Raw genomic sequence first — 20,205 nt, 5'->3', positions numbered from 1 at the left:
ATAACGACTGGCATCATCCCGATGAACTGGATAAGAACGGCAAACCAAAACAGCCACTCAGCCCAATGATAGTGAATCGTCAAAACTGACATTATGCCAGATGGGAGCCAGCCAGCGTGGAGAAGTCTTGTTGGCACGTTATGACGGTGATTTGGCATTGGATGGCGCTTCGGAAACCGTTCATCACTATGATGGTATTGTCTGGCGTCCGGTCAGTGACCGCGATTTAAAGCGGGAAATGGTGGCAGCCTTTATGGAAGAGAAACTACCGTACTCGCCGCATGGTATTAGCTCTGCCGTAGATGCCCTGAAATTACAGCTTCCCATGATGCAGCAACCAAAGCGCCACTTAATCGGGTTCAGTAATGGCGTGTTTGACCTGAAAGCCTGCCAGTTCCGGCCTCATCGCAAACATGACTGGTTGCTATTGGCGAATGATGTTGCGTTTAATTCCCCTGTTTCTGGGGAAACCCTGCAAGATTATGCGCCTCAGTTCTGGCTCTGGCTCAATCGGGCAACAGCCAACTGTGAGAATAAGTTTGATCGGGTACTGGCGGCACTGTTTATGGTGCTGGCGAACCGTTATGACTGGCAGCTTTTTCTGGAAATCACCGGTGCCGGAGGCAGTGGCAAAAGCATCTTTGCTGAAATTTGTTCAATGCTGGCAGGCAAAGGCAACACTGTTTCTGCCAGTATGGCCGCACTGGAAAACCCACGGGAACGGGCGCTGATTGTGGGATATTCGTTGATTATCCTGCCAGACCAGACCCGCTATGTAGGCGATGGCTCCGGTATCAAGGCCATTACAGGCGGGGATGAAGTCGCTATCGACCCGAAGCATAAGCAACCCTACTCCACTCGTATTCCTGCTGTGGTGTTGGCGGTAAATAATAATGCCATGAGTTTCAGTGATCGCAGTGGGGGTGTGTCACGGCGTCGGGTGATTTTCAACTTTTCCGAAGTCGTGCCAGAAAACGAACGTGATCCACTTCTACGGGAGAAGATTGCAACAGAATTGCCTGTGATTATCCGGCATCTGCTTCATCGGTTCGCTGACCCACAAGCCGCAAGGCGTTTATTGGCAGCGCAACAGAGATCAGAAGAAGCGCTGGATATCAAACGTGGCACTGATCCGCTGGTTGATTTCTGCGGCCACTTGATTGCATCTGATGAAGCTGACGGCCTGTTAATCGGGAATGCGGAGATTGTGCCATTTAATCCTCGTAAGTACCTTTATCACGCCTACCTTGCTTATATGAAAGGCAACAACCTGAATAAACCCATTTCTGTAACCCGTTTTGGCATGGATATGCCGGGCGCACTGGCGGAGTACAGGGAGCATTACCTGCGCAAGAAAAGCAAATGCGGCATTCGTAGCAATCTGAGCCTGAATATTGATACCGCCATTGAGTGGCTGCCAAAACTGACAAGTCATAACCTGGCAGAAGAATAATTTTTTCTTTATTGATGATAATTTTCAAAGAAATATAAAAAAGTGTTCACTACTGTTCACTTTATAATTTAAACCAGATATATCAACACATTATAGGGTGAATAGTTATTTTTAAACTGTTCATAACTCTTCAACCCTGTTCACCTTTTTCAGATTGAAGGTGAACGGTTGGATGAAGAGTAGTGATGAGTTTGATTTCAAGTTATCACCATTTAACAACATGAATTTAAATGAAAATATTAATAGGTGAATAGGGTGAACAGTTTTATCCCTAATTCTTTAATAGGGTGGCTTAGATAAAAAGGCTTTTCTGGCTGGCATAGTGTTTTTCAAAATCTCTGGTTTGTCTGGTTAATGTATTAGCCGGACAAAACAGAGAAGACAAGCGTAGCGCGTCAGTGTGATTTGAATCTGTCGTACTAGGTGAAATTTAAAAGAGGTAATTATCTGATTTTGTTTAGTCAGAGAAGTTAATCACAATTTTCCTGATGTACTTTTATTCTTACTGGAACATATAAATAATTTTATTATATCCTGCACCCTTCTCAATAAACCTAAAATACATAATGGTCATTCTATTACTAAATTATTTTTACTATTCAGGTCGTAACTAAGGATTGATACACCCCAAAATTATGGAGAGTACAAATGAGCAGGGTAATGGATAAAATAAACCAACTACTTGATCGCTCAGGTTTAATATTTACACTGATTACGGAAAATTTACCTGAACAAACTTTCGCAGTTGTCGATTTTTCTCTGTATGAAGCGTTATCAACCCCTTTTCGGCTGGAAGCCACACTGACTTGCCATATTGCTGACATTAATTTTGCCGATGTTTTGGACAGAAATGCCGCTTTTGCCGTGCATCGCAATGGGCGAGTTGAACGGCAACTCACCGGCATGGTGACACATTTTTCACTGCAATCAACCGGACGCCATCTCAGCCACTACCATATCACCATTCAACCTTCTTTATGGCGCGCATCTTTACGGGTCAATAGCCGGATTTTCCAAAATCAGTCCGTGATGGATATTGTAGAAAGCCTGCTCAGAGAAAATGGGGTGCGTAATTTTTTCTTTGCGCTCGGTTACAAGCACCCACCACGAGAATTTTGTGTTCAGTACGATGAAAGCGATCTGGCCTTTATCCAGCGTTTACTGGCTGATGAGGGCATTTTTTACTACTTCACTTTCGATCAGGAACAGCACGAGCAACGCATTGTGTTTCACGACTCCTGCCTGTCTCTTAATCAGGTGATGACCGTCCCCTATCGCCCGGAACCCGATGTGACGGGTGAAACAACCTGTATCCGCCAGTTTAGCTGGTCAGAACGCGTGGGTGTGACCAATATCACGACCAAAGACAGAACGTTTAAAAACCCACGCTGGAACCGAGAATTCTGGTATGAAGGGCGCAATCTTGACAATCAGCGAAGACTGAACAGCTACCATTATTACGATTTTCCCAGCCGCTATAAAGATGATGAGTTAGGACAACGGGCAAGCCAGTATCGTCTGGAATACCTGCGCCGGGACACTCAGCTGGGTAACGGTCAGGGTGACTGTTTCGCCATGTGGCCGGGGCAGTTATTTAACCTGATGGATCACCCCAGAGCGGTTTTTAACGACCAGTGGCAGTTAATTCAGATAACCCACTCAGGTCAACAGCCACAAGCCGATGAAACCCAGTCAGGCGGTGGCGGTACGTGGCTGTCTAACCAATTTACCTTTACCACCCGAAAAAACTCTTACCGGCCTTCCCCCTACCCGAAGCCTCAAATGGCAGGTCCACACATTGCCACGGTTGTGGGGCCAGAGGGCGAAGAAATTTTCTGCGATGAACACGGGCGCGTCCGTATCCAGTTTGACTGGGACCGGTACGGTGAATTTAATGACCGCAGTTCTTGCTGGGTACGGGTCAGTCAGGCGTGGGCAGGGCAATTAATGGGCATGATTGCCATTCCCCGTATTGGTCATGAAGTATTAGTCGATTTTGTCCACGGCGATCCCGACCAGCCGATTATTGTCGGGCGGGCTTATCATGCCAACAATATTCCCCCAAACCGTCTGCCGATGGCGAAAACCCAGATGTCGATCCGTTCTAAAACCCACAAAGGAGAAGGGTTTAACGAATTACGTTTTGAAGATGAGAAAGATCGCGAAGAAGTCTTTATTCATGCTCAGAAAAACCTCGCCATTCAGGTGCGCAATTCACGCGGGGAACGCATTAACTATAACCGGACAACCAGCATCGGGCATGACGATGAATTGGTTATCGCCAATAACCGCAAGGTGACCGTAGAAGGTCAACAGGAGCATAAAACCACGGGCAATTATATTGAGCAGATTGACGGTGACCGCTCATTACAGCTCAAAGGCGATTTGGCTGAAAAAATTCAGGGGGTCGTCAGTGTGGATGCGCAGGGAGATTTGACATTACAAAGTGGCAGTAAGCTGACTTTGCGTGTCGGTGGGAGTTTTGTGGTGCTTCATGCTGGCGGCATCGATATTAAGGGTGCTGCCATTAATCTGAACTCCGGCGGTAGCCCCGGTGATTTATTGGCGCCTGCCAACCCTGCTATTTTGCTCGCGGCAGCCAGTGAAGGTTCAATGTTCGTCGCGCACTGTCCTCTGAAAGATAAGGAGAATCAGCAATGAGTCAGGAAAAACTCTACGCCATTATTGATGGGGCAGCAGAACCGGATTTGTTTTTAGCCTTAGAGCGTTACGATCCGCCTTCTGCCTGCCTTTATGGTGAACCGCTCCAGCCGGAACTGGTTAAAATCGCGCCCTATCTGGTACAGGTTACTGAAGAAGTTAAAATCTGGCTGGAATGCCGCAGAACGCCGTGGGGCATTTTCGTCCACAGCGAAGCCGATATGAAAACCGTGCGGCAACATTTACGCAAATACCTGCAAGTATTGCTACCTAAACAGGAAAAACCCGTTTTTTTTCGTTTTTACGATCCGCGTAATATCTGGGATTTTCTCGGCGTATTAAGTGACTGGGAGTTGCATTGCTTTTTGGGGCCAATTACTCGTGTTACAACACTTTATCTTGAAGAAGAACGCACGGATAACTTTGTTAAGGTGAGAGAACCTTTTCCCGTTGGTGCAACCAGCAAACGAAAAATGCTCGCTATCACAGAAATTCAGCTAGAGAAAATACAGGCCATGTTTACAGGACGGTATATTGAAAAATTAGCCGGATTCATTCCTGACTGGCTGGAAAAGGCTGATTTTGATTTTATCCCTCATATCGACACGGTGGAGTGCGCTCGGCAATTTTTTGACTGGTTTAGCGAAAATGGCATTACGGATGACCGTAATGTTCGTGGGCTGCTCCAACTTTTTATCATCCGGCATTATCTCACCATCGATGACCTGCCAGCAGCGTTATATGCCCAATTAACCGAATACAGCCGGCCAGGGCATATGCGGGCGGAAAGTGTATTAATTCAAGAAATGGGTCAGGTGCCTCTTTAACCAAAACAGGGAACAACAAGATGGGTAATGCAGTTAAAGTGGGTGATATTGGTACAAAGCACGGTAATTGTCCTGCAACCCCCGTTATTGCAGGCGCCAGTACCGTGAAAGTTGACGGAGTCTATCTCGCACGACAAGGTGACGCACTGGCTTCTCATTCGTCACACTCACGGAAGATCGCCGGCGGTTCCGGCTCTGTATTTATTGAAGGAAAACCTGCTGCCAGAACGGGCGATGCTGTTGATTGTGGCGGTATCGTAATTGGCAGTGGCAGTGTGAATATTGGTTAAGGAGAGGAGGTAAAATGACGTCAATAAAGGCCGGCTCTGCAATATGTGATTGTGACAACCCGGATGATTGCACCCACAAAATTAATGTTACATTGGGGGATAAAACGTTTAGTTATGAACAACTGCTTCCCTTCCCAGCTGTACTGTATTATGTGGTTCCTAAGCCCGAAAATGAAACAGATAAGCCTAAACTTCCTATAAAGTTAAGTGCCTTTAGTAAGGGGTGTATTTCTCACAATCCAAACTGCCCAATTGGAAATTTATCTGGTGAGGATGGGATGCCTATAGCGCAATTTTCGCCTAACAAACCGTATACTGGGGAGTTAGTCTATTCAAAGAAAATTGATGATTTTTCCCTCAAGGAAAACAGTCCGCTCGTTATTTTACAACGTTTTTTGAGCAGAGACTTTAGCTCACATATAGAAGAAGAACGTTTTTATATCAGAGCAGACGAGTGCTCAGGAAAACCATTAATAGATAAAAAATACAAACTGGCAGATAAAATTTTAACCTCCACAATAGGTAATAAGGCTATCCTTGGTTCAAACATTCACCTTGTCCTGAATGAAAAACAGGAATTTAACGTTGCCATTGGTGCATCAGAGGAAATTGAAAAGTTTACCGATGAGCAAAGAAGACAACAACAAAAAGAAACCAACAAAAAAAAGGGAATGCGGTATAAAGGATCACAAGGATGGCGAAGAAATACACAGCCTTATGAAGTTCGTAATTCACTAACAATTGAAGGCGAAATCACGGCTGAAAAAGGCACTGAAACACGTAGCTGGTCAAAAGAACTTGAGTTTGAGTTTAAAAAAGGGAAAAAGAAATTAGGCCCAGTCGATACTGCTATCGATAGTATTGGTAAATTCAATGATCTTCTTGCATTTGGGCATGATCAAGATAAGTTTAGGGTTATTAATTTAGATCTTATTAATCCCTTAATTAATATTAGTGGCAGTTATGAACTTGCGCATAATGATAAATATGAACTTTTCTATAAATATAATGCTGATATTACAGCAACACCCTTAGTCGGTTTAGAATTACGTGTTGATGTTATCCAAATATTTGCTGCCTATTTTAAAGTCAATAAAGTTGTGGCTAAAATACGAGAAAAAGGAGAAGAGCTCGAACAAGAAGTCAAGCAAGGTAAAAACGGGGCATTTTATGGTGTACAACTAGATTTAATTCTCAGTGGTGATTTGAGTGTTATGTTTGGTTGGGAGTCTGATGATAAAGGTGATTGGTCTTTTAAAAAAGATACGATGTTAGAAACTGGATTTGGTATCAGAGCCGAAACCAATATTCGTGGGGGTGTTCGCTATTATGCTGTTAATGGCTATTTTGATGCTTCTGCACAAATAGCAGCCAAAGTATTAGTGGCACTAGAATCTACAGAAAAAAGTATGGAGTTAATACTTTATCATGATGGAATACAAGCGTCAGCGAGTATTAAATATGGGGCAAGCATTAAACTCAAAAAAGATGATGAAAATCAATGGGAAGTACCTATAGAAGATGAATATGAACCAATGGAAAAACCTTGGGTGTTTCAAGACCCACTACCAAAAGAAAAATCTACTTACAGGATCTCTTTGGGGTAGCTTGTTATTTTTTGCATTATTAATGACAATAAAAACCGCATTAGGGAAACCAACAATGGAACATAAATATCTCGTCTCATTTAATACTCAGCGTAGTTTATGTATTTTAAAAGTAAATGGGATGTTAATGCTAGAAAACACATCCTCACGGACAGGAACAGAATCAAGTGGTTATAATATATCGGCTTTTTTGGAGAATGGATCTAATACAATAGAATTACTAATGGGTCGTATATCAATTGATAGAGATACAGAAAAATTTCATCCTGAATCATGGTGTGAAGCGACAATTAGAAAAGTTGCTTCACATGATGAACAAGGTGAAATTATTAGTAATATCAAGTTAACTGTGGATGATAACAGAAACGTTATAACGAAAAATTCGATAAATTTAAATGAAAAATTTGATTATGCAAATTTATCCACAAAAAAAGGAGAGAAAAATTTATTTTCGGCTCAAAAAACATTTTCAGTAAATAGTTTACCAAATTGGATGTGGATAAAAGCGCAGCCAGTTACTGATAATGATTTACCAGCTATAAAAGCATTTTATCAAGAGATTAGTAGTGCTTTTTCTCATCGTGATCTGGATAAGGTATGGAAAATGAGCCAGCCAGCATGGGAGGAATGGGCTATAGCAGACAATAGTAGCGCAAAAATATTTTTTGATTCGATGGATTTTGACGAAGATATAAGTGGTAATTTTTTTATTAAAGGACCTGAGTGGAATAAATATAAACTGGTTAGTTATAAAAATGGTCGTCTATTCCGTTTAGAAAAAGGTGTTTTTGGTTCTTCTCCTGTCATCTTTCACAACAAGGAAAATGGGAGAAATACGACTTATAATCCTTACTTATCTATAATCAATGGCAAAATCGTTATTTCAAGGTAATTAATTTATTAGGCTGGTCAGTTATTAATAATACTGGCTGGCCTTGTTTATACTAATTTAATAAAATTATTAAATCATCATTAACATGGTTTTAATAATGATTTCGTTAGATAAATCATATGATGAAATATATTATAACAATATGGTTAGTTTTCACTTTAATAGTATTTTCCCGTTATAATAAATGATTTTTATCAAATAGCAATATCTATTATTGCCACAATTATAAAAATCAGGTAGTCTAAATCAACTTAAACGCTTTTTAGCGACAGTAAAACTCCCGTAGCCTGAAAGGGAGAGCAAAATTGCGGTACATCTGCCCACCTTTGGAAGCAGATATTGTCAGGACACCTAAACCCTCGTCTGGCAATGAAGGTTTCTTAAATAAAAATACGCCCAAAAGGTGCTTTATCTTGTCACTGAAGTGTATTGAACGTGGGTTCGTACACTGGCGTTTCAAATCAACATAAATCCTATTTCTCTTCAATGAACAACAGGATAGCTTTTGCGTATCTGTTCATACTTTTATCTATCCCTGTTTGAATTATTCAACAGACAATTTTTCTACAGCTAATCCATCAACATGACTACCGTTTGACATTTAACCTTACGGCGTTTTGCTGTGCCTGATGGCACTTCAACGTTCGCACGATTTTTGTTGATTGTTTACAGAACTCAAGGCGTCACTTTTTGCGGATTTATCGCTGAAAGTGACGCCGCAACTAAAGGGCAACACAACTCTGACAGGCTCACGCCTGCTTCACCACACAGTGAATCTGACACTGCATTTTTAGATTGAAAAGGAGAACTTGACGATATCGAGGCTGGCTTTTTTGCCGGTGGGGATGACCTGCACACGCAGGCGGCAGTACCGTGTACTCAACCGATACCCCGCAATACCTCAACCTGCGTTCACTCTGGCGCACAGATATTCGTCAAGGGCAAAACCGGTGTTTTCTGTTTTGCCGCACTGACGCGCGCCAGAGATCGCATATCGTTGGGTATCGATAGGGAAAATGAGATGAGTCGATTGATTAAAGAATTAAAGTTTTTTGCCCGACAAGGTGGTGGTAGTCATAAAACCTGTCATGATCGCATTCGGATTGCTGGGCGTTTGGGTGCTTTGTTATTGAGCCTGAATATTCAGATTAAAAGCCTCAATAATCTGAAAACCAAACATGTAGAGCATTACGTTGATGCCCGTTTATCTCAGGGGGTCACCAAGCGCACAGTACAAAATGAAATGTCCGCACTGCGTAATATCTTCCGCATGGCTGGCCGGGAAAAACTGGAAACTTCTCCAAGACTGAGTAATCAGGCATTAGGGTTAAGTGGAACCAGCCGCGCCGGAACGAAACAAGCAATCCCTGATGCCACGTTTCAGATTATTTATCAAAAAGCCCTTGAACGTGATGTCGGATTTGCCGTCACACTGAAACTAGCCCGATTGTTGGGATTACGTTCTCAGGAAGCGGTGCAATGCAGTGCGTCATTGAAAAGCTGGCGCAAACAATTAGAACAGCCAGAGCCGAAACTGCATGTTGTTTTCGGTACAAAAGGCGGCCGACCAAGACAAACCCGTGTACTGGATGTTACTGCGGTAAAAGAGGCTGTCGGGCAAGCCATTGCTGTTGCAGAACAACGCGGCGGTAGATTGATTGATAAGCCCGATCTCAAACAAGCCATGAACTACTGGCGAACACATACCACAAAGATTGGTTTAACCGGTTGTCATTCTCCCCACAGTTTGCGCTATGCATGGGCGCAGGATGCTCTGGTGTTTTACCAACAAAATGGTTTTAGTCGTCAGGAAGCTCGAGCATTGGTTTCAATGGATTTAGGTCATGGTGATGGTCGCGGGCGGTATGTAGAACGAGTTTATAGCCGTTAAACTTAGTCGTTCAGTTATTGAGTAAGCTAAAACAATCAGTTAAAGTATTCTCGCCATTGGCACAATCCAATGGTCAAGGCGTCGCGGCCTTGAATGATCAACCCACTGGTAGGAAATTTCTACCAGTGTGCCTGTTATCGCCTTTTCAATGGTGGTTCAGGCAGGGAAGGCATAGCCTTGCCGGAATGGTTGATCTCCGGTCCGCGAACCCTGTCTGAATCACCACCATCAATATTAATTAATGGAAGGGGTAACAGGAATGAATGACAATATTAGAAATGATTGGCATCAAGCCGATATAATTGCTGCGCTACGTAAGCGTGGTACAACCTTAGCGGCTGTTTCCCGTGAAGCGGGACTTAGTTCATCGACATTAGCAAATGCATTCAGTCGACCGTGGCCTAAAGGCGAATGGATAATTGCGAATTATCTTGGTATACATCCTTCGGAAATCTGGCCTAGTCGGTACTTTGATATGTACGGCCAATTTATTGAACGTAAGGTTCGTAAAGTTTCAAAACTAGAAGATGTATAATTTAAAGAAGCATGTCGTAGTGGGGTAATTTATCACCCCACAGATTCTTTAGCTTTTCAAATATCCAAATTACGGTTATTTTTTATTCTGATAAAATTTAAATTAAGTTAAATCACCGTTAACTAGTAAATCAAACGCTAAAAATAGCTTCCGCAATTGTGATTTCAAAGAACTAACTTCAGTTTCCTTAAATAAGGGAAATGCTTCTTCTTGAATGTATTTTCTTAATTCAATTATATCTATTTGCATTATATTTTTGATTATTATTGATATTTCTTTGTGTTTTGTTATTTCCTCTTTTTTAATATGTTTGATGGAGTTGAATTTTTTCTCTGAATAAAATTTATCTAATTCAACGCTTTTAATTACAGAATCTATTTTTCCATGCTCTTTTATTCTTGCTTCTACTTTATCTATTTCACTTTTTGATAAACCAATGTTATGAAAATCACATTTCTGTATCAATTTAGAAAAAGGGATTCTTTTATTTGAAGTTAGACTAGTGATAAAATCAATGGCCGCATTATTTGGTATTCCATTTTTTTCAAAAATATAATCTTCCAAATATTGAATTTCTTTTACCCTAATGTAAACAAATTGCTTGTCTCCTAAGGCTACAACTAAATTCTTACTAATTCATCTAAAATAAGTTTTTTTATTGCCTTTTGATATCTAAGAACGTCATATGGAGGTAATCCTTCATCTATTTTACTTATTTCATCATATATTTTTTTATAATTGTCTGTCTCTATAGATGTATATGTTATTTGTGATTTGTCATCTGTTCTATGTGTTTTAAAGGTATTCATTTCATCCTCTTTGAATTCAATAAAAATAATTCTTTCGGCAGACTTTCTTTTATCTTCTTTTGGTAATTGTGAGGAAAAGTCAGCCAGTAATTTTTTTACATTTCTATCGGTTAGTGAATATCCAATAAAAATTATTGAACTTTTTATCATGCTTGATAAGATTTTGGCACTGATTAGGATTGATGATTCATTATCATATTTTTCGTAATCTGAACTATTAATTACTATTGATTTAGGTGTTCTTATATCTCCGTGTATCTTATATAATTCACTCCATCCAATAGTATCATCAAAAAAACCTTCATTACCAATATACATTTTAGGTTCAACGTTTTGTTCAGATAAGAGTGTTTCAATAAATGAATCGTAATTTGTTGTTATAATCATCTTTGCATTTTTTAAGAATTTTTTAAATGATTCAAATTCTTCTTTATCAAGATCTAACTTTAATTTATTTTGACTAAATCGCTGGCATAAGGAATATTTAAATGGTGATATTCCCTCATCAAAAACTCTTTTTGGTGTTAATCCTTCTAATGATATCTTACCGGATTTAAATAATTTATTATATTCTCTTTCAATATTAGTGGCTGCATCAGCATAAACCTTATGGTCTAGATCTAAACCATTATTTTCCTCTATGTATTTTTCTTTTATTTCTGATAAGTAATTATAAAAATTGATATTATTGTTATCAATTTTATTCCAATATTCTTCCAATAAGTCTTGCCATGTTGGAGAGTTTTCCAAATATCTTTTAGACATCCCAGAACCAATAAATACTATTGGATAGTTTTTGAAATTAAAAATAGTGTCATACATTTTAACTCCTTATTATTAAATTATTATCATTTAGATGTATTGCATATAGTAAATCACATTAAATCACTTTTTCTAGATAGTGTCGTCATAAATAAATTCATGTAATAATCACCCTATATTACATGAATGGATGACTTAACCATGAGCACACCCGCACACCGCCGTCACGATATTTCCGATCATATTTGGAGTTTGCTTGAACCTCACCTACCGGGGCGTAAGGGGGCCTGGGGGCGTGTTGCTTATGATAATCGATTATTTATTAATGCCGTGTTCTGGATTTTACGGACAGGCGCACCCTGGCGAGATTTACCGCCCGATTATGGCGACTGGAAAAATACGCATCGCCGTTTTTGTCGGTGGCGGGACAAAGGCGTATGGGAAGGACTGCTTGAAGAACTCATCTTTGAACCCGATTTCGAATGGCTGATGATTGACGCCAGTCATATTAAGGTTCATCCCCATGCCGCAGGAGCGGCAGGAGGCAATCAGGATATGGGGCGCACAAAAGGGGGCTCAATACAAAGATACATCTGGCCGTGGATGCGCATGGTATGCCGATCAGAGCGCTTATTACAAGCGGTCCCACAGCGGATTGCTCACAAGCTGAGGCCTTGATTGACGGAATAGAGGCAGAACATTTATTAGCGGATCGGGGCTATGACAGTAATACCGTTGTTGAACAAGCAAAAAAACAAGGCATGGCAGCGCAAATTCCCGGCCGAAAAAATCGCAAAGTGAAACGAGAATATGATCGAGACCTCTATCGACTCAGGCATTTAGTTGAAAATGCGTTTCTTCATCTTAAACGCTGGCGTGGCATAGCAACCCGCTATGCCAAAAATAGTGCATCGTTTCTTGCCGCGGTCCAAATCCGTTGCCTTGCTCTTTGGTTAAGTATCTCATGACGACACTATCTAATGATTTTATCATTGTTTGCGTAGTTTATGAGATTAGTATATCCACATGAAGTATTGAGAAATGTATAGGCTCTTTTTGAAATTATTATTGCATTTTTAGTAATATTTATTTTATTGATGATATTTTTGCAATAAACGGTTGGTTCTCAATAGGCCAGCCAAGCAAAAATTAGGCAAAGAGAGGCAAAATAATATGGGGGTATTACAGGGGGTATGGTAGATAATTGAACCAATAAAAATTATTTAAAAACAATTAAATAATCAATTTTATCGAATCCTGTAGGGGTACCATTTAAAATCAATAAGTTATCTTCATTTCGCAACCACAATTTTTCCTGATTGGGACGGATTTGGGACACCTCCACCAAAAAGCACATCAATTTGTCGTGCATGTTCGGTCAGATGATTCGGTGCTAAGTGCGCATAACGCCTGACCATTTCGATTGACTCCCAGCCGCCCATTTCCTGCAAAATTGATAATGGAACACCTGATTGTACTAACCAACTCGCCCATGTATGGCGTAGATCGTGAAAGCGAAAATTCTCTATTCCTGCACGCTTTAACGCCGAATTCCAGGCTGTGTTATCATCAACACGCATTTTCCTTACGTTAGGTAATGCGACTCCATTGGGATTGATTGCTGATTTGGAATGGACAAAGACCCACTTATTATGGTTTCCGATTTGCTCTCGCAGTACTCGGCAAGCCGTTTCATTTAAGGCTACCCCTATCGCCTTTGATGATTTACTTTGATCAGGGTGTATCCAGGCAACCTGTCTTTGCATATCAATTTGTGACCATTCCAGATTAATAATATTTGAGCGCCTTAATCCGGTAGCCAGTGCAAATTTGACAACAGATTTAAGGGGTTCAGGGCACTCATCAACCAATCTTTGCGCCTCTTGAGGTTCTAACCATCTGACCCGTTTTTCTCTGACGGCTGGAACTTTGATTACAGGGGCTTTTTCTAACCATTTCCAGTCCCGTTCAGCCGCTCTCAATAAGGCTTTTATCAAGGCTAAGTGTTTTGCCTTGGTTGCGACTGATACTGACACTTCTTTATAGGCGGGGATCTCGTGCCCTTTCTTCTTAGCCGCCTGAACCTGACTTTCCCAACGTGCTTTAGCTTTACGGTTTTTCATCTTACTGACCGCCGTATAGATACTGGCCTCCGTAATATCTTTTAACCGTACACTGCCGAAGTATTCCAGCCAGAATCCCATGCGCCCCTTATCATCATCCAATGATTTCTTATCCGCTTTTTCCTCAATCCATCGCAAACAGGCTTCGTCAAAGGTGACATCAGGAAAATCACCTAACCGTTCTATGCGCCATAATTCGGCTTTTCTTCGGTCGTGCAACTCCTGAGCTTGCTTTTTGTCCGTTGTTCCAAGCGACTCTTTAATTCTTTTGCCGCCTGGTGTCGTGTAGTTCCCATACCATGTATTTCCTCTACGGAAGATTGACATTTTTTATCTCCTTTTTCTGCCACATCTACCGTGCTCACTGGCACAGTTTGGATCGAATTGTTAAGTGCTGCAAGACATGCCGCGTATGTAAATAAATAAGGGGATCTGGGTTTGGCGGGATCTTTCTTGTTGTAGGCTATTTTACCAATAGCACACCAATAGGATAATGTATCGACATTAATGCCGATAAAGTCAGCCGCCTGTTTTCGGGTAAGACTGACTTTTTTCTTATTATTGGCGACGACTCTCATTTTATCTCTCTCTGAATATAATTCGTATATTTCACGTATAGTAAACCCGCACGGATTTAGTGCTGAATTTCATATGATTGAGTTGTTTATTTTTATTTCAGATAATCTATTGCCGCTATTTTCCTTGCATTATTGAAAGAATTAGTTATCAATGAGGGTGATTTTTATTTCCGAGGCTGAAAACTCAGTATCGGCATTCGATAGCGGCTTTTTATTTTATTCAACTACCGTATAACAATTTTTTATTATTGGCAGAGTTTTGTTTTCTGTTGGGATTGAGTAAAAGGTAATATATCCATTAAATACATATAACTTCCTTTTCGCTGATAAAGCCCATAGCCGTGACCATCAACAGGTTCTAAATGATAGCAAGGGATCGGTTCGGTATGTTTTTGTCTGACGTGGTACATCGCCAATATACCAATCTAACTTGAAGATGCCGGTTTCAAAATCTGGAAATTATCATTCAATCGACAAGCGAGTCCACCCGCTTTTTCCCGGAGTGTGACACGAAAAAAGGAGTGAATTGCCTCGCGAAACACTTTCGGTGTGGCGAAGTAGACATTGTTACGCACCTGCTCGTTCATATATTTCCATAATCGCTCTATGGGATTGAGATTAGGACTGTAAGGTGGCAAGTAATGCAACTCAATGTTGAGGATCTCGGCGATATCTTTCACCAAATCGGTACGGTGATAACCCGCCCCATCCAAGATGAGATGAATTTTCTGCGAAAGCGGATAGGTTTCTCGAATGGCACCGAAAAAATACGCCACATTTTCCGCGTTAATGCTCGGATATTCACGAATAATAGTCTCTTCAATACACTGTAAATTAAGGGCGCCCATGATGTTGAGTCGGGTACGGCTGCCTGTAGTTTCAATCATTTTGACGTGCTTTACCCCTGATTTTATCCAGCCATAGCTTAATTTTGTAGACTGTGAGGGATGCACAGCATCAATAAACAGAATCGGCTCATTCTGACCGAATTCGTCTTTCAGGGCGTGGTAGGCCTCAATAAATTGTTGCTGTTTATCCGCATCAAATTTATGAGGAACCCCTTTCGGCTTCTTGTAACTGAACCCTTGACGGTGAAGCCATTTGGTCATCCCGGCCACGGTGAACGAAACCTGCCAGCGTGCCTGGACATAGGCCACAATGTGTGCGGTAGTATGCATCAGATTCACCGTCAAATAATCCACCAGTTCAGCGGTTTGCCGGGCAGACAGATGGCTTTCAGAACCGCCATTTTCAGGGGCGAGTTTTTCCTGACTGAAATAATCTTTCAGATGACGACTGACAGTGCTTTCATGAATACGTAAGGCCTGAGCAATCATCTGAGCAGTCCAGCCCTCGGAAGCCAAAAGAACCGCTTTGATGCGGTCGCGAACGCGTCCATCACGCGTTGTATCATGCATCAGTTCGAGGGCGTGTTTTTGGTCTGGTGTCAGATGAATTTTCATGGTTGCAAGCATGATCTGATTCGGATAAGAAATCAAGCATCTTCAATGATGATTGGTATAGATAATGTTTAAATTCCTCTTCATTATTTATTTCCCGGTCATTATTCTTTTCTGCCAAAAAGGGAAGATAGAAGTGCTCTGAATACGGAACGATGGCTGTCACAATAGGGGTAATAATACCTTTAATGTGGTGGGTACTTTTAGGTGTTGTTGTCGGTTCTTCGATGATGGCAGAAATAAAGGTACGCATAAATCCTCATGTTAACGCTTTTATTATTTTGCAGTGATTACTCCTATCACTTTGATACCCCTAACGTTATCACCGAAAACCCCTTAAATCCATACCCTGAGTGATATAAATTAAATAATTCCATTATATTATTGATATTAAATAGTTTTTATTTGGAGTGAGCTGAATGATTTTTTTAGCGTGATAATGACAGGGGCGGTGAGCATCCAAGACGCTGTATGAGAAAAAAAACAGTGTCTTGGCGTAAAAAATCGGCGGAATTTGCGCGTGGAATGAAGCCGGGAGGCGGTTATCGTTTTCGTTTCATGCCACGAAATAAACAGACAATCACCCCGACGATATCGATTTCAGGCGAAACCGGGATCAGAGGAACACGGGTATCGTCAACCGACAAATAGCCCATGCCACCGCCCAGCTTATAACGATAAACAGAATACTGTTCACCGATGCGGGCATAGACTAAATCATCATTGCCCCTCTCTCCCTGAGTATCGACCACGATTAAGGCGCCCGCCGGGACATCAGCGCAACCGGTATTTTGGGGGATGCGGTAAGCCCGGCAGGTGTCAAACGCAGCCTTCTGCTCAGACAGGGCCGGTACCATGAAAGCGTCGCGGGTGGCATGTTCCTGCTCATAAATTTTGACCGACACATAGCGGTTGTACTGCCCGGCCATGTCATCCTCATCGTGAAGTTTATTACCACTGCCATCACTGAGCCATTCCGGGCGCACACCCAGCGCCTGGGCTAAGTCAATGATCCGGCCGGTTTTCGTCGCCGTCCCGGAGAGTAATTTCCATATCATGGATTGTGCCATGCCAGCTTTTTTTGCCAGCGAAGATTGGGTCAGTCCTTTATCTGCCATGGCTTCTTTTAATCTGTCAGCAAGCGTCATAAGTGCCTCATGAGTTTATCTGGGTATTCTGAATGATGGGTTGCTTATTCTATCCCTAAAGTGATACCTTTACAAACACACTGATAGTGATTTAATCTGACCGTTAGTGATATTATGATGGCAAACGTATGGGAACGGGGAAAAATGAAAAACAGCGTGATAGAGAAAGTGATAGATATTGCCGGCAGCCAGACCAAACTGGCTCAGGCACTGGGGTGTGCGCAATCGCTGATTAGCGGGTGGCTGTATGGCAAAAAACGGGTTTCGGTGTCATTGGTGCCCGAGATCGTGATTTTTTCAAACGGGGTGGTTCAGGCCCATGAACTGCGTCCGGATTTGCCTAAAGTCTTTCCACCCCCTGATGTCAGGGTCGGTGAGTAAACAGGCAGGGTGTTTAGCGTAGGGTAACAGGGAGAAACGACATGAGTATGAGCTTGATGGTGCAGGCAATGAGTATCCGGGTGGGCAATCCCCTGCGGAAACTGGTGCTGATTAAGCTGGCCGATAATGCGAATGATAAAGGGGAATGCTGGCCGTCGTATCAGCATATTGCGGATCATTGTGAGTGCAGTAAAAGTGCGGTGAGAAATCACATTGCTGCCCTGATTAAGCTGGGCTTGCTGAGCAAAGAAAACCGGCTCGGTAATCATAATGGGAAAGGAAATGCCTCGAATGTTTACACCCTGCATTTATCGGCTGCCCCTGTGTCGCTAAATAACATTTCCCCTGTGCCAGCCGCTGGCAGCCCTGTGTTATCTGCTGGTACCCCTGTGCCGCCAGATGGCAGCCCCCCTATGCCGTCAGATGGCACCAGAATCAGTCACGCTTTTGAACCCGCCAATGAATCAGTCAAAGAACCTATAAAACCCCAGGGGGCTGGGCAGAGAGAAGCCGCAAAAAAATCAGCATTCGATCCACTCACTGCTAAACCAGAAAACGTCAGCGCCGAAACGTGGGCAGACTGGGTGACGTTCCGGCAGGAAATCAGGAAACCCCTGACGGAAACCAGTTGCCGACAGCAGGCCAGACAACTGGCTGCATGTACTAACCCTGATGAAGTGATTTGTACCTCGATTGCCAACAGTTGGCAGGGACTCTTTCCTGACAGACCCAAATTCGGGCAACGGCAGCAAACCAACACCCATACTGGATTTGAACACAAGCGCTATGAAGCTCACGGTGCGAACTGGACAAAAAATATTTAAGGAGCAGAAAACGTGATGGAAACACAAGAACCCGGAATATTAAAAATCGTTCCCCGCTTTGCGCAGGCCAGCTTTGCGACCTACGAGCCGCAGAGCCTGATAGCTGAAAATAACCTGAAAACTTGTCAGGGCTATGTCCAGACATGGGAGGACCGCAAGCAGGCCGGGGAAGGTATGATCCTGTGCGGACGTCAGGGAACCGGCAAAACTCACCTTGCCGTGGCCATTTGTCGTGAGATTGCCGCCGGGGGTGATGAAGCGGTTTTTATCACCACCGCATCACGTATCATCCGGGCGTTTCGTCGCTCATGGAACAGCGAAGGGGAGATGAGCGAGTTTGACACCCTGAAATTTTACAGCGAGCTGGATTTGCTGGTAATTGACGAAATCGGGATGCAGTACGGCACAGAGTCTGAACGCCATATTCTGTTTGAGGTGCTGAATAATCGCTATGAAGACCTGCTGCCCACTCTCCTGATCAGTAACTTGCCTGTCACTGAGCTGGCGCAGTTTTTGGGTGACCGGACGCTGGACAGAGTGCTTCAGGGTGGCACGGTACTGGCTTTTGACTGGGAAAGTTACAGAAGGGAAATCGCATGAACGAATATGATTTGGAAATGGCCGTCATCAGTGGTTTGTTATCGGGTGGGGCGACACCGGACGCTTATGACGTATTGGCGATGTTGCCGGATGAGGCGTTCAGCTCCGTTCATCTGCGCCGGGTGTACAGAGAAATCAAAAAGCAGGCCCTGAGCAGCACCATTATCGATCCCTTTTTCATTGCAGATGCGATGGGAGAGGAAAGGGGTATTCTGGCTAACTTGCTGGAACTGGCTAAGACCCCGGTCTGGCAGGCAAACCTAAAAGGCTATGCGGAAAAGGTCATGCGTTACTGGCGTGTACGTCAGGTCACTGATCTGATTAACCGTTATCAGAAAGCGATTCAGGCCTGCGGCAATCACACGCAAGCGGAAGCACTGATTGAGGCGTTTGCGTCCCAGTTTAATGGATTATCCCAGGGCGATAGCAGCTTACAACCCGTTGTCATCGGCACATTGCTGGATAGATACGTTGAAACACTGGAAGCGCGTCATCAGGGCAAGACAGGCATGATCCTGACAGGCATTGAGCCGCTGGACGAATTGACCGGCGGATTTAACCCGACTGACCTGATTTTGCTGGGTGGACGTCCGGGGATGGGCAAAACGGAACTGGCCCTGTGCATGATTGACGGGATGACCCGTGACGGGGGCGGGGCTTTGTTGTTTTCCATGGAAATGGCAGCGCCACAAATTGCTGAACGAATGGTGGCGAGTTCGGCTGCGATGCCGGTGTCTAAACTCAGAAACGGTGAACTGTATGATGAAGACTGGGGACGCATTGGTCATGCACTGGGTTCACTTATCGATCGGGATATTCATGTGCTGGATGCCAGTGATCTGAGTATCGAACAAATTTGTGCCATCAGTGAAGCCCATAAGCGTCGCCACCCGAACTTAAAGGGCATTTTCGTAGACTACCTTGGGTTGATTAAAAAACCCCGGGCTGACCGTCACGACTTAGCCATCGCAGAAATCTCGAAGACGCTGAAAGGGCTGGCGAAACGACTGCATACCCCGGTCACGGCCTTGAGCCAGTTATCCAGAGACGTGGATAAACGTCCCTTGCATCAGCGTCGACCGGTGGGCGCTGACTTACGTGATTCCGGTTCACTGGAGCAGGATGCGGATCGCATTATTTTTACTTATCGGGATGAAGTGTATCACCCGAATAGCCCTGCCAAAGAGTATGCGGAGATTATTCTGGAGAAAAACCGCCACGGGCAGATCGGTACGGTTTATCAGGCATTCAGGCACGGCCATTACCTGCCAACCGATCAGATAGCGGCTGCGGAAGTGTGCCGCAGGCCGCAACACACCAGACAAAAACAACGCCGCTATGCCAATCGGGCACTTTAACCGAGG

The 20,205-nt window shown here is 43.1% G+C and carries 17 protein-coding genes and 2 pseudogenes; 14 read left to right on the top strand and 5 right to left on the bottom strand.

What is annotated here, in order from left to right:
* Window positions 1–46 precede the first annotated feature (46 nt).
* The 9 genes and pseudogenes from AAC852_RS02495 to AAC852_RS02455 form a co-directional block, all read left to right on the top strand.
* Window positions 47–1,453, top strand: a pseudogene (locus tag AAC852_RS02495) (DNA primase family protein); the annotation flags it as partial.
* Between the two features lie 648 nt (window positions 1,454–2,101).
* Window positions 2,102–4,114 carry a type VI secretion system Vgr family protein gene (locus AAC852_RS02490; RefSeq protein ID WP_340619650.1) on the top strand — a complete coding sequence of 671 codons (2,013 nt, stop codon included), beginning with the start codon at window positions 2,102–2,104 and terminating at the stop codon, window positions 4,112–4,114.
* A complete protein-coding gene (locus AAC852_RS02485) occupies window positions 4,111–4,941 on the top strand; it encodes a DUF4123 domain-containing protein (RefSeq protein ID WP_047685625.1) in 831 nt (276 codons plus the stop codon). The genes AAC852_RS02490 and AAC852_RS02485 overlap by 4 nt, the downstream gene beginning before the upstream one ends.
* Before the next feature lie 20 nt (window positions 4,942–4,961).
* Complete coding sequence (locus AAC852_RS02480) at window positions 4,962–5,231, top strand: type VI secretion system PAAR protein (RefSeq protein ID WP_047685627.1); 270 nt, start codon at window positions 4,962–4,964, stop codon at window positions 5,229–5,231.
* 14 nt (window positions 5,232–5,245) lie between these two features.
* Window positions 5,246–6,838, top strand: coding sequence for a hypothetical protein (locus tag AAC852_RS02475; protein ID WP_340619649.1), 1,593 nt, complete (start codon window positions 5,246–5,248; stop codon window positions 6,836–6,838).
* Entirely contained in the window at window positions 6,759–7,730 is a 972-nt protein-coding gene (locus AAC852_RS02470; RefSeq protein WP_340619648.1) for a hypothetical protein, read from the top strand. Before AAC852_RS02475 ends, AAC852_RS02470 begins: the two co-directional genes overlap by 80 nt.
* 1,021 nt (window positions 7,731–8,751) lie before the next feature.
* Window positions 8,752–9,621, top strand: a complete 870-nt coding sequence (locus AAC852_RS02465) for an integrase domain-containing protein (protein ID WP_340619647.1) — start codon at window positions 8,752–8,754, stop codon at window positions 9,619–9,621.
* 93 nt (window positions 9,622–9,714) lie between these two features.
* The gene (locus AAC852_RS02460; RefSeq protein ID WP_156115418.1) at window positions 9,715–9,888 is read left to right on the top strand and encodes a hypothetical protein; all 174 of its coding nucleotides are present in this window, start codon (window positions 9,715–9,717) and stop codon (window positions 9,886–9,888) included.
* Window positions 9,881–10,156: a helix-turn-helix domain-containing protein gene (locus AAC852_RS02455; protein WP_047685060.1), complete on the top strand. Its 276-nt coding sequence runs from the start codon at window positions 9,881–9,883 to the stop codon at window positions 10,154–10,156. Before AAC852_RS02460 ends, AAC852_RS02455 begins: the two co-directional genes overlap by 8 nt.
* Before the next feature lie 102 nt (window positions 10,157–10,258).
* Here the strand turns inward: AAC852_RS02455 and AAC852_RS02445 are convergent.
* A pseudogene (locus tag AAC852_RS02445) lies at window positions 10,259–11,787 on the bottom strand (SIR2 family protein).
* A gap of 141 nt (window positions 11,788–11,928) precedes the next feature.
* On the opposite strand from AAC852_RS02445, the gene AAC852_RS02440 reads away from it, so the two are divergent.
* A protein-coding gene (locus AAC852_RS02440) for an IS5 family transposase (RefSeq protein ID WP_340619644.1) occupies window positions 11,929–12,695 on the top strand; the annotation gives its coding sequence in 2 pieces (ribosomal slippage) (window positions 11,929–12,304 and window positions 12,304–12,695; 768 coding nt in all).
* A gap of 324 nt (window positions 12,696–13,019) precedes the next feature.
* Here the strand turns inward: AAC852_RS02440 and AAC852_RS02435 are convergent.
* The 4 genes from AAC852_RS02435 to AAC852_RS02420 all read right to left on the bottom strand — a co-directional run bounded on the left by AAC852_RS02435 (window position 13,020) and on the right by AAC852_RS02420 (window position 17,036).
* Window positions 13,020–14,177: a tyrosine-type recombinase/integrase gene (locus AAC852_RS02435; protein ID WP_340619643.1), complete on the bottom strand. Its 1,158-nt coding sequence runs from the start codon at window positions 14,175–14,177 to the stop codon at window positions 13,020–13,022.
* A 676-nt stretch (window positions 14,178–14,853) separates the two neighbouring features.
* A complete protein-coding gene (locus AAC852_RS02430) occupies window positions 14,854–15,891 on the bottom strand; it encodes an IS630 family transposase (RefSeq protein ID WP_340619667.1) in 1,038 nt (345 codons plus the stop codon).
* A complete protein-coding gene (locus AAC852_RS02425; RefSeq protein ID WP_340619642.1) occupies window positions 15,839–16,141 on the bottom strand; it encodes a hypothetical protein in 303 nt (100 codons plus the stop codon). Before AAC852_RS02425 ends, AAC852_RS02430 begins: the two co-directional genes overlap by 53 nt.
* A 289-nt stretch (window positions 16,142–16,430) precedes the next feature.
* Window positions 16,431–17,036 carry a helix-turn-helix domain-containing protein gene (locus tag AAC852_RS02420; protein WP_340619641.1) on the bottom strand — a complete coding sequence of 202 codons (606 nt, stop codon included), beginning with the start codon at window positions 17,034–17,036 and terminating at the stop codon, window positions 16,431–16,433.
* Between the two features lie 144 nt (window positions 17,037–17,180).
* Here AAC852_RS02420 and AAC852_RS02415 point away from each other — a divergent pair, with 144 nt between their 5' ends.
* The 4 genes from AAC852_RS02415 to AAC852_RS02400 are packed head-to-tail and all read left to right on the top strand — an operon-like array spanning window position 17,181 to window position 20,199.
* Window positions 17,181–17,417 carry a transcriptional regulator gene (locus AAC852_RS02415; RefSeq protein WP_047684838.1) on the top strand — a complete coding sequence of 79 codons (237 nt, stop codon included), beginning with the start codon at window positions 17,181–17,183 and terminating at the stop codon, window positions 17,415–17,417.
* Between the two features lie 41 nt (window positions 17,418–17,458).
* Complete coding sequence (locus AAC852_RS02410; protein ID WP_340619640.1) at window positions 17,459–18,241, top strand: helix-turn-helix domain-containing protein; 783 nt, start codon at window positions 17,459–17,461, stop codon at window positions 18,239–18,241.
* 15 nt (window positions 18,242–18,256) lie between these two features.
* On the top strand, window positions 18,257–18,841 hold the full coding sequence (locus tag AAC852_RS02405; RefSeq protein WP_047684832.1) for an ATP-binding protein: 585 nt from the start codon (window positions 18,257–18,259) through the stop codon (window positions 18,839–18,841).
* On the top strand, window positions 18,838–20,199 hold the full coding sequence (locus AAC852_RS02400) for a replicative DNA helicase (RefSeq protein WP_340619639.1): 1,362 nt from the start codon (window positions 18,838–18,840) through the stop codon (window positions 20,197–20,199). The genes AAC852_RS02405 and AAC852_RS02400 overlap by 4 nt, the downstream gene beginning before the upstream one ends.
* Window positions 20,200–20,205: the final 6 nt, after the last annotated feature.

This window comes from Xenorhabdus siamensis (assembly GCF_037996745.1).
In the GTDB taxonomy this organism is placed as follows: Bacteria; Pseudomonadota; Gammaproteobacteria; order Enterobacterales; family Enterobacteriaceae; genus Xenorhabdus; species Xenorhabdus indica.
The sequence above is the reverse complement of the archived record's forward strand: the minus strand, read 5'-3'. Positions and strand labels throughout refer to the sequence as shown.